Source organism: Apibacter sp. B3546, assembly GCF_009827885.1.
Classification (GTDB): Bacteria; Bacteroidota; Bacteroidia; order Flavobacteriales; family Weeksellaceae; genus Apibacter.
The window spans coordinates 175,757-186,958 of record NZ_WINW01000036.1 but is presented as its reverse complement, the minus strand read 5'-3'; the positions used below and the strand labels follow the sequence as shown (position 1 = coordinate 186,958).

Here is an 11,202-nt window from a genome sequence, read left to right as displayed (position 1 = left end):
TCTATATAGATAAAAAGCAGCTTAATAATATAAGCTGCTTTTTAAAATATAAAGATAAAATTAATTAGCAGTTACACGAAGTATTTTTTATCTGTTGAAAGAAATCATTACCCTTGTCATCCACGAGAATAAAAGCAGGAAAGTTCTCAACCTCTATTTTCCAAATAGCTTCCATTCCCAGTTCGGGATACTCCAAACATTCTAAATGTTTAATATTAGTTTGTGCAAGAATTGCAGCAGGTCCCCCTATACTTCCTAAATAAAAACCGCCGTATTTATGACAAGCGTCTGTAACTTGTTGGCTTCTGTTTCCTTTTGCAATCATAATTAAGCTGCCTCCATGGGATTGGAAAGAATCCACATAAGAATCCATTCTTCCGGCAGTAGTGGGCCCCATAGATCCCGAAGCATACCCGGCAGGTCTTTTAGCCGGTCCGGCATAATAAATAGGATGATCTTTTATATATTGCGGTAACTCTTCTCCATTATCCAATTTTTCTTGCAGTTTCGCATGAGCGATATCCCGTCCTACAATAATAGTTCCGGTTAAAGATAGCCGAGTAGAAACAGGATATTGGGACAATTCGGATAGAATCTCTTTCATCGGCCGATTTAAATCAATCCTAACACCTCCGGCTTCTCCCGCCTTTTGATATTGTTCCGGAATTAATCGGGCTGGATTATCTTCCAATTTTTCAATCCAAATACCGTCTTTATTTATTTTTGCTTTAATATTTCGATCGGCAGAACAAGAAACACCCATTCCAACCGGACAAGATGCTCCGTGTCTTGGTAGTCGTATAACCCTGATATCATGTGCAAAAAATTTACCCCCGAATTGTGCGCCTAACCCTAATTCACGAGCGGCATTCAATAGCTTATTTTCCATTTCAAGATCCCGAAAAGCACGCCCGCCTTCATTTCCTGATGTTGCCAAGTTATCATAATATTTAGTAGAAGCAAGCTTAACTGTTTTCAAGTTAGTTTCAGCCGATGTTCCTCCAATTACAAAAGCAATATGATAAGGAGGACAAGCAGCAGTACCCAACGATTTCATTTTTTCTACTAAAAAAGGAAATAATTTATCGGGATTTAATAATGCTTTAGTCTCTTGATATAAATAAGTTTTATTTGCCGAACCTCCTCCCTTTGCAACAAATAAAAATTTATATTCCTGTCCGTTTACTGCATATAAATCAATTTGAGCGGGAAGATTGGTTCCTGTATTCACCTCTTTATATAGGTCTAAAGGAGCATTTTGAGAATAACGCAGATTATCAGATGTAAAAGTATTGTATATTCCCTTAGATAAAGCTTCTTCATCATTTCCACCGGTCCATACCAGTTGGCCCTTCTTTCCCATAATAATCGCTGTTCCGGTATCTTGACAAAAAGGAAGAATTCCTTTAGCTGAGATTTCAGAATTTCGTAAAAAAGTAAGAGCCACAAACTTGTCGTTTTCACTGGCGCTCGGATCTGATAGTATACTTGCTACTTGTTTTTGATGTTCCGGACGAAGTAAAAATTCAACATTATGAAATGCATGTTGAGCCAGCAAAGTTAAACCTTCCGGTTCTATTTTAAGAATTTCTTTTCCTTCAAATGTAGAGGTTGAGATATAATCTTTAGTTAGTAAATAGTATTCTGTAAGATCTTTTCCTTGTTCAAAAGTTTCTTGATACTTAAAATCCGGTGTTGCCATATAGTAAGCCTAGTTTTATAAATTTAACAGCGCTAAAATTATAGATTAATAGATTTATAAAACATGACATTTACCGCTTTTAAAGACTAGTACGAAATTTATAATCATTATAAATAAAGAAAAAACATTTTTTTTCAATAGTGGTTTATATTTATAATTTTATAAGAGAAATATTTAGAAAAAGATTAAAAAAAGAGGGTTGATAATTCTTCAACCCTCTCTATAATAAATATTTATTGAAAATTAAATCAATTTAGCCTATCTTAACGTAAAAAGTAATTCTCTATATTTTGTTAATGGCCACATTTCGTTGTCTATCAGCATTTCCAATGCATCAGAATGTTCTCTGATTTTATCAAATAAAGGCTTAACTTTATTACAAAAAGTTTCAGCTTGTTTAGCAGGATCTGAAATAGCGATGGCCTTGTCTCTTTCTTTAAACAATTTATCAACCCCGCTTTTAATTTCAGTAATATGAGAAGAGATATTTTTAATAAGATCCAATTGCTCTTTACACATGGATTTCATTTCATTTTCACCAAAAATATCTTTTAAGCCTTTTGCATTTTCAATCAATTTAGTTTGATAATCAACAGCCACAGGAACAATGTGATTACGAGCCATATCTCCTAATACCTTTGCTTCAATTGAGATCATTTTAGAATATTTTTCCAATTTGATTTCATTTCTGGCTTCAATTTCCTTATGAGATAAAATATTTAGCTTTTCAAATGGCTCAATATATTTTTTGTTTAATTCAAATTTTAATGCCTCAGGAGTAGTTTTTTTATTTTCCAATCCTCTTTTTTCCGCTTCTTTAACCCAATCTTCACTATAACCGTCTCCTTCAAATAATATAGATCTTGATTCAGTAATATAGTCACGAAGAATATTAAATATTGCTTCATCTTTTTTAAGTCCTTTAGCAATCAATTCATCAACCTCTTTTTTGAATTTTTGTAATTGATAAGCCATTATAGTGTTTAAAACGGTCATAGGCTCACCACAATTAGCTTGAGATCCGACAGCTCTGAATTCGAATTTATTTCCGGTAAATGCAAAAGGCGAAGTTCTGTTACGGTCTGTATTGTCAAGTAATAGTTCAGGGATTTTTCCGACAATATTTAATTTTAAATCAGTCTTTTCATCCGGGGAAAGTTTTCCTTTAGTAACTTTTTCCAACTCATCTAAAACAGCGGTTAACTGAGATCCAATAAATATAGAAATAATAGCAGGTGGAGCTTCATTAGCACCTAACCTGTGATCATTACCAGCCGATGCAATTGAAGAACGCAATAAGTCACCATAGTCATGTACAGCCTTAATAGTATTGATGAAAAAAGTAAGGAACTGGAGATTTTTCTTAGGGTTCTTTCCGGGACTCAATAAGTTTTCTCCGGTATCTGTTGAAAGCGACCAGTTATTATGTTTTCCGCTTCCGTTAACACCATCAAAGGGCTTTTCATGAAATAAAATGCTTAAACCGTGTCTGCGGCTTACTTTTTTCATGACATCCATTAATAATGAATTGTGATCTACCGCTAAATTTGCTTCTTCAAATAATGGAGCTAATTCAAATTGATTCGGAGCAACTTCATTATGTCTGGTTGTTACAGGTATACCCAATCTCATGCAGTCAATTTCCAACTCTTTCATAAAATTTCTTACGCGAGTTGGAATAGAGCCGAAGTAATGATCTTCTAATTGCTGACCTTTAGCAGGAGCATGACCTAGAAGAGTTCTTCCCGTTAAAACTAAATCCGGACGGGTTTGAAAAAGAGAAGAATCCACTAAAAAATATTCTTGTTCCCAACCCAAAGTAGAATAAACTTTGGTTACATTTTTATCGAAATAGGCTTGACACACTTCAGTTGCGGCTTCATCTACCGATTGTAATGCACGTAATAGAGGAGTTTTATAATCTAAAGTCTCACCGGTATAAGAAACAAAAATAGAAGGAATACATAACGTTGTATCAATAATGAAAGCAGGTGAAGTAGGATCCCAGGCGGTATAACCTCTTGCTTCGAATGTATTACGTATTCCACCATTAGGGAAGCTGGAAGCATCCGGTTCTTGCTGAATTAATAAGGATCCGCTGAATCTTTCAATGGCCCGACCTTCTCCAATAGGATTAAAAAAAGAATCATGCTTTTCAGCTGTCTCTCCCGTTAAAGGTTGAAACCAGTGTGTATAATGGGTAGCACCTTTAGACATAGCCCATTCTTTCATGGAAACAGCAACCTGATCTGCAATTTCTCTTGTGATTTTCTTTCCATATTTTATCGCATCTAAAATGCTTTGATAAGCTTCTTTAGTCAGATATTCACGCATGGTGGATTCTGAAAAGACATTTTCGCAATATAGCTCAGATAATTTTTTTGGAATTTCTATATGTTTAGGCTGTAAATAAGGAAGCCTTTTTAAAGCATAAAAACGTAATGTTGACATAAAAGGTATTTTTTTTAGAGGGTAAATATAATTATAATATCAAAATAAATCAAATAACCCTCATTTTTTACACACAATTAAAAGAATTTTATTAAAAATCATTCATTGAATTCTTAACATATTATCAAAAAAAAACTTCAATTTTAATAAATAAAATAAAATAAACAAGTAATAAGTATTTTAATATGAGAATGTCATAAAAACAAAATGTATAAAAAAAATAAATTATTTTATATTCATTTATTATTTATCGGGCTCTATTAAGAATAATAAAAGAAAGAAAAATAATTTATGAATAAATAGTTAACTTGTAATATGTTACGAATGGATAAATTTTTCACTGTATTGTGGATAAAATATTTTAATACGGTTTTTATATGAAATAAAATTAGAGAAACAGAATTGAAAAGATAGAATATTTAAAATAATTATAAAAACTGGATAATTGTAAAATTTTTGTTTATAAAATCTTGCGTTGGTATAATATTTTCATTAATAATTTTAAATAAATCTTATAAAAGATAAGATTAAAAAGATAAAAATAACAACAATAATTAAAATTAATCAAAAACCTAAAAAACATGGAACATAGAAAAATAGGCGATTCAGATTTATCTTTATCGGTAATAACTTTTGGAGCTTGGGCTGCCGGAGGCTGGATGTGGGGAGGAACAGAAAGAAAAGTTGCCGTTGAAGCAATCAAATCAGCTCACGATGCAGGAATAACATCTATCGATACAGCTCCTATATATGGACAAGGAACCAGTGAATCTATAGTAGGAGAAGCTATAAAAGGAATTCCTAGAGATAAAGTCCAAATTTTAACTAAATTTGGAATGCGTTGGGATTTAGCTAAAGGAGATTTAGCCATGCACAGTAAAGACAATTCAGGAAAAGATATCGATATATATAAATATGCTGGAAAGGAAAGTGTTATCCATGAATGCGAACAAAGTTTAAAACGTTTAGGAACCGATTATATAGATCTATATCAACTGCACTGGCCGGAAACCGTTACACCCATTGAAGAAACGTTTGAAGCAGTTGCAAAATTAATCGAGCAAGGAAAAGTACGTCATGCATCCGTTTGTAATTGCTCCACTTCACAAATTGAAGCAGCAAATAAAGCATGCAAAATACTTTCCGATCAGGTTCCTTATAGCATGTTAAATCGTAAAATAGAAAAAGATATAGTTCCTTACTGTATTAAAAATAAAAAGTCTATCTTAGCTTATAGTCCAATGGAAAGAGGATTATTAACCGGCAAAATTAAACCGGATCATAAATTTGAAGAAGGTGATGCCCGAAGGGATATGAAGATGTACCAACCGGATAGTATTAAAAGAATTGATGATTTCTTGGCTAAAATTAAACATATTGCAGATGATCAAGGAGCAACACTGGCTCAGTTAGTACTAAAATGGACTGCTGAACAACCGGGTATTACCATAGCCTTGGCCGGAGCAAGAAATGCAGAACAAGCAAAACAAAATGCAAAAGCTGCTGAAGTAAAAATCAGCAAAGAACAAATGGATTTTATCGATTCGGAATTAGCAAAATTATAAAATCATATAAAGAATTATTATGGAAAAACTGACAGGTAAAAAAGCAATAGTTACAGGTGGAAACAGAGGATTAGGAAAAGCAGTGGCTTTAGCTCTGGCTGCTGAAGGGGTAGATGTAGCTATTACAGGAAGAGATGAAAAAACAGTTAAGGAAACTGTAAAGGAATTAGAAGGAAAAGGAATACAAGCTGCATATTCAATTTTTGATGTTTCCAATCAAAAAGAAGTTGAAACGGAAATGGAAAAATTACAAAACAGTTTCGGATCCTTTGATATTTTGATCAACAATGCGGGAATTTCAGCATTTCAAAGTTTTTTGGATATGCCTGTTGATCAGTGGCAAAATATTGTACAAACCAATCTTTTCGGACCTTATTTCATGTCAAGAGCAGTTTTGCCTGCAATGATTGAAAAAAAAGGAGGAGATATCATTAATGTTTCATCCACGGCTGGATTAAAAGGGGGCGCAAACACTTCAGCCTATAGTGTTTCAAAAGCCGGTTTAATATCCTTGTCGGAATCATTGATGTATGAGATGAGGAAACACAACATAAGAGTTACAACTCTTACACCAAGTACCATTGCATCAGACATGTCTGTAAAATTATTAAAAATTACGGATGGAAATCCGGAAAAAGTTTTACAGCCGGAAGATTTTGCAGAATTAGTGGTTGATATTCTTAAGTTAAATAAACGAGCCTTGTTGGCAAATGCATCTTTATGGTCAACCAATCCTTAAAATTATAAACCCATAGATAAAGTCCGGCTAATATACCGGACTTTATTATTTTAACATTTAAAATATATGAAAGTATTTATATCCGGCAAAATACCGGAAGTAGGAGTAGACATGCTGAAAAAGGCAGGTTATGAGGTCGAAATGTGGACAAATTCGGAACCTATTACCCTTGCAGAATTAATAGATAAATGTAAACAATCCGACGCATATATAAATGTGATGTCTCCTGTGCCGGAAAGTTTTTTTAAAGAAGTTACAAATTTGAAAGTTATTTCCACATTTTCGGTTGGTTATAATCATATCGATATCCAAGCAGCCACACGTTTGGGCATACCAGTGGGAAATACCCCGGATGTTCTCAGTAATGCAACGGCAGACATTGCTTTCTTGTTACTGTTGAATGTTTCCAGAAAAGCTTTTTTTAATTATCGAAGGATAATCGAAGGAAATTGGAAGCCCGGTTTTTTATCAGTAGAATATTTAGGGCAAGAATTAAATGGAAAGACCTTAGGCATATTTGGTATGGGACGTATAGGAATCAAAATGGCTCAAAAATGTAAAAATGCATATGGGATGAATATACTTTATAATAATAGGCATAAACAAGAAGATGCCGAAAAAGAATTAGGAGCGCATTATGTTTCTTTTGAAGAATTATTGGAACAATCGGATGTAATAAGTTTACATGCGCCTTTAACAGATGAAAATAAAGGTATTTTTAATGCCACGGCGTTTAAAAAAATGAAGAAAACATCTATTTTAATAAATACGGCCAGAGGTCCCATAGTTAATGAAAAAGATTTAATACAGGCCATCCAAGAAGGTCAAATCTGGGGAGCCGGTTTAGATGTAACAGATCCCGAACCCATGAAAGCAGATAACCCTTTATTAAGCATGGAAAATGTTGCGGTTACGCCTCATATCGGATCAGCAACTATAGAAGCGCGAAATGCGATGTCGGCTTTGTGTGCTAAAAATATTATTGCCGGTTTAAAAGGAGAAAAATTACCTTGTGTCGTTAATCCCGAAGTATATAAATAATTAAAATATTATATTGATTTATAGTAATGTATGAGCTTGTAAAATCAATATGTGTTTATTTGAAAATTATAATTCCATAGTTAACTTAATAGACATATTTTGATCTAAATTCCCAACTTTATAAGCGCCTAAACGAGCATATACGCCAACACCTACCAGGCCTAATAATAGCTTATTTGCTTCAAAACCAACTTCCTGGTAATAATCTTTAGGAACATCGAATTCAAAAAGCGAATGAATATCTTTATTCGGCATCCATCCTATAAGACCATTGTATAATACGGCAAAATGTAGAGATTTAAATTCACTTACGCGTAAAGGACGGAAATGGTGGGTAAATTGAAAAGAAATAAATCTATCTGAAAAAAAGGAGGAAGGTCTCATAGTTTCAAAACTTTGAAAGCCTTTAAAAGCAAATCTACCCCAAATACTGTTTCCGTGCTTCGCAACCCCGTTGCCCTCGAAAGAATTTATAATTGGAGTATCTCCGAAAGTGGCTCCTATATTCCCGATAATTTCAGTTTTACCTAATTTGGACAAAAAAGTATATAAAGCCGAGAGGTATAAACGATGAATACCTGTACTGTTTTCAAATAATTTCCAAGATTTAGCGTAAGTAAAATAATAATAAGGAGGCTTATCTTGTAATGTATATTTTCCGTTATTTGATTCGATATATTTTACATTGGGAGCATATCGTAAACGTATGGCAGTATTAACATAGTTAAACCAAGTACTTTCATCGTAATCTTTAAATTTATAATGAAAATTCACCCGTTGTCTTTGGAAATCAACCGCAAAAGTAATATCAATATTTTTTAAAAAATCTTGTTGATACGATAATTCTACTTTCCTATAGCTAAAATAATCACCGTTGTAAATATTATTGGTTTTAGCCGTAAGCTCATCTTTTGGAGTTAAATACTTAATTTTGGTTCTTCCCACCGGCAGCACATCGGTTTCTGCTTTTATAGATAATTCTCCACCTTGGTGCTTATTAACAAAAAATGTTACATCTGCACCTCCTTTAACTTCCTCATCTCGGGTTCCTTTAGCTATATACCCTCCAATACGAGTATTTTTACTGAATTTATGGTTAGTATGTCCTCCTAGTTGATAACGGAAAGATTCATACAGGTTATGACTAAATATACTGTATATATCAAAATTAAAAAATCCCAATTCCAGATCCCCCTCGGTAAGTTTTCTTAAAAATCGTAATTTAGGTTCCAGTTTGTATTCTTTTGATATTCGGTATAATTCATTATAAGTAGTAGCTTCGCGATGAGTTAAAGAATCGTCTCGCAGTGCTGAAATTTTTTCATCTGCATTGTGGGAAACTTCTTTTGAGATAACATATTCATATCCTTTGAAGTCATTAGCAGTATAAGAAACATCGTTAGTGAAATTGGTTACATGAGAATCTATGGTTGCCGTAGTAGTTAATCGAGTTATAGAATGCAATCCCTTAGGCAGTAGTTTATTTATTTTTTTGATGAAATTACTGCTTAAAATTTCTGTCTTCATATATTCATCTTCTGTATACCAAATTCCTTCATAGGGAGCATAAGTTATTTCGTAGTATATATTGGAGATTTTAGAATTATTGCCAATTAATTTTACGAGCGCATACGATTCAGAATCTACAAAAACAGTTAGATTTTTGTAAAATTGAGCTTCACTTTTTCCATGAGAATAAGTATAGATAACATATGTTTTTCTGTTGTTAATATAGACACTGTCTACCAATCGGGATATAGTTCCCTGCGTTTCCCTGGGCTTAAGCATTTCAGGATAATCATTGGCCATTGATTTTGCAATGGAAAAATTAAAAAATTGTGGATTACTAAATCCTCCTGCTTTATAAGCTGTTACAATGGCTTTTTTACCATATTTTTTATCATATTCATAAAGCATAGTTCTTTCACCAATAAAAACCATGCTTTTTTCTAAAAATCCTTTTAATTTATTGTTTAAAGTATCCAGTTTTCTTTTAGGATGATTAATATAAGTAACGGAATCAGAAGGCATGTCTAAAGTAAATTTTACATACGAATCAAACTTATACGCATTGAGATGATCAGCATTATTTTTACTGCTCTTTTCCCATACTTTTTTTAGTATAGATACAGCCTTTGGATCACTCTTTTTTTTAATTTTTTTAAATAAATAAATAGTTTTATCCAGTTTGCCGATCATTTCTATTTTAGGCAAGTAACCATCAACACGAATGATTATTTTATTTATATTACTATCTAAAGTAATCATTCCTTCTGCATTGGTAAATCCTAACAGGCTATTTGATTCATTGTAAATAAAAGCTTTTTCAACAGGTAGATTGGTTTCAATATTTACAATTTTAATGTGTATTTGACAGAAAAGATGTAGAGAAAAAAAGAGAAAAAATAATAGAACTAAGTAGCTTCTTATAGATGTTTGCATTTATAGAAATAATCTTTTTTGCTTCAATTGATTAAAAAATCCGAATTTTTAGCTTGTACTGAAAACGTAAATTTATAAAATTATTTTTTATACGAAAATGGTTTAAAGTATTTTAATAACTAAAAAAGCCGATTTATTATAAACCGGCTTTTTTTATATCTGAATTAAAAATTTTTTTTAAAATAATGAAGTGGCGATTTGGACTCTTGCTTCTTTGCGAGAAGGATTCCACATGGCTGTGGCAGAAACAGGTAATTTATATCCGAGAACCGTAACATCTTTAGAAGCTGTAATTCCGGCATTTACAATGTCGAAATCGTGTTTTTCATTACCGTAAAAGCTAGATTTTCCTGCAAGACCAAAAGCAGCACCGCAGAATATATCTAGATCCACCACTTTACCTTTTATAATAGGATAATTTAGTCCGGTATAAGTAGACCATCTTTGATCTCCTTTTTCATTTCTGTCTGCTCCGTAAAAAGAAGTTCCATAATCCAGTTTTAAAGGAAAGCTGTCACAGAAAACAAAATATCCTCTGAAATCAAATCGATGTCCGGTTGTTTTGTGATCATAATTCCAAATGTCATTATCCTTAGCATCTTTTAATCTTCCGGTAGAATTGAATACATCCCATACACCGACACCCCATTTTCCCGTACTATAGTGTAGATAGTAATTAATTTCATGATAGTGTTGTCCGTTTGTATCCCCGAGACCTATACCGCCCCAAACTCCCAATTTTAGATATTTTTTATGATCTAAAGCATAATTTATGTCTACGTCGGCCATTGCACCGTCTGTTACAGTTATACCTCTCCAAAAGTGGTTGGATCGTAAACTAAGATTGAAATCTAATCTTTCTATTTCTTGACTATATAATGAAATAGAAGATATAAGAAGTGTAAGTAAAATAAGAATTTTTTTCATATTAATGGATTTTAGTTTGTTTTTTATTTTAAATCAGCATTGAAATTTGAGTGTAAAAATATAAATATTCTATCGGAATATATAATTTCTTGCTAATTATTCGGAAACATATTGAAACTTTTGTATCAATTAGATTAAAAAAATAGGATATTTAGTACAAATATTTTAGAGATTATTATAAAGCTGATAATTATCTTGTCTAAATTTTATAATATATTTTATAGATAGATTTACAGATGCCGAATTCTGCAAAAATTTGAAATTTAGGTTCAGAATTAGCATCAGTAAAACCATCTATAACTATGCTACGGGTATGATTAATCAATCCATAGAAA

At 32.4% G+C, this 11,202-nt stretch carries 7 protein-coding genes; 3 read left to right on the top strand and 4 right to left on the bottom strand.

The features are described 5' to 3' along the window. Positions 1 to 64 precede the first annotated feature (64 nt). A complete protein-coding gene (locus GFU93_RS08565) occupies positions 65 to 1,702 on the bottom strand; it encodes a fumarate hydratase (protein ID WP_160568738.1) in 1,638 nt (545 codons plus the stop codon). Positions 1,703 to 1,960: 258 nt separating this feature from the next. Then, a complete protein-coding gene (locus GFU93_RS08560) occupies positions 1,961 to 4,153 on the bottom strand; it encodes a glutamine synthetase III (RefSeq protein ID WP_105296449.1) in 2,193 nt (730 codons plus the stop codon). Between the two features lie 581 nt (positions 4,154 to 4,734). On the opposite strand from GFU93_RS08560, the gene GFU93_RS08555 reads away from it, so the two are divergent. The 3 genes from GFU93_RS08555 (at position 4,735) to GFU93_RS08545 (ending at position 7,498) form a co-directional block, all read left to right on the top strand. Beyond that, positions 4,735 to 5,718 (top strand): aldo/keto reductase, encoded by a 984-nt coding sequence (locus tag GFU93_RS08555; RefSeq protein WP_160568736.1) that lies wholly within the window; start codon positions 4,735 to 4,737, stop codon positions 5,716 to 5,718. A gap of 19 nt (positions 5,719 to 5,737) precedes the next feature. After that, entirely contained in the window at positions 5,738 to 6,457 is a 720-nt protein-coding gene (locus GFU93_RS08550; RefSeq protein ID WP_160566127.1) for a 3-ketoacyl-ACP reductase, read from the top strand. Positions 6,458 to 6,523: 66 nt separating this feature from the next. After that, positions 6,524 to 7,498: a D-glycerate dehydrogenase gene (locus tag GFU93_RS08545; protein ID WP_160568734.1), complete on the top strand. Its 975-nt coding sequence runs from the start codon at positions 6,524 to 6,526 to the stop codon at positions 7,496 to 7,498. Between the two features lie 66 nt (positions 7,499 to 7,564). On the opposite strand, the gene GFU93_RS08540 is transcribed toward GFU93_RS08545, so the two are convergent. Beyond that, positions 7,565 to 9,940, bottom strand: a complete 2,376-nt coding sequence (locus GFU93_RS08540) for a hypothetical protein (RefSeq protein WP_160568732.1) — start codon at positions 9,938 to 9,940, stop codon at positions 7,565 to 7,567. A gap of 177 nt (positions 9,941 to 10,117) precedes the next feature. After that, entirely contained in the window at positions 10,118 to 10,867 is a 750-nt protein-coding gene (locus tag GFU93_RS08535; protein ID WP_105296444.1) for a hypothetical protein, read from the bottom strand. Positions 10,868 to 11,202: the final 335 nt, after the last annotated feature.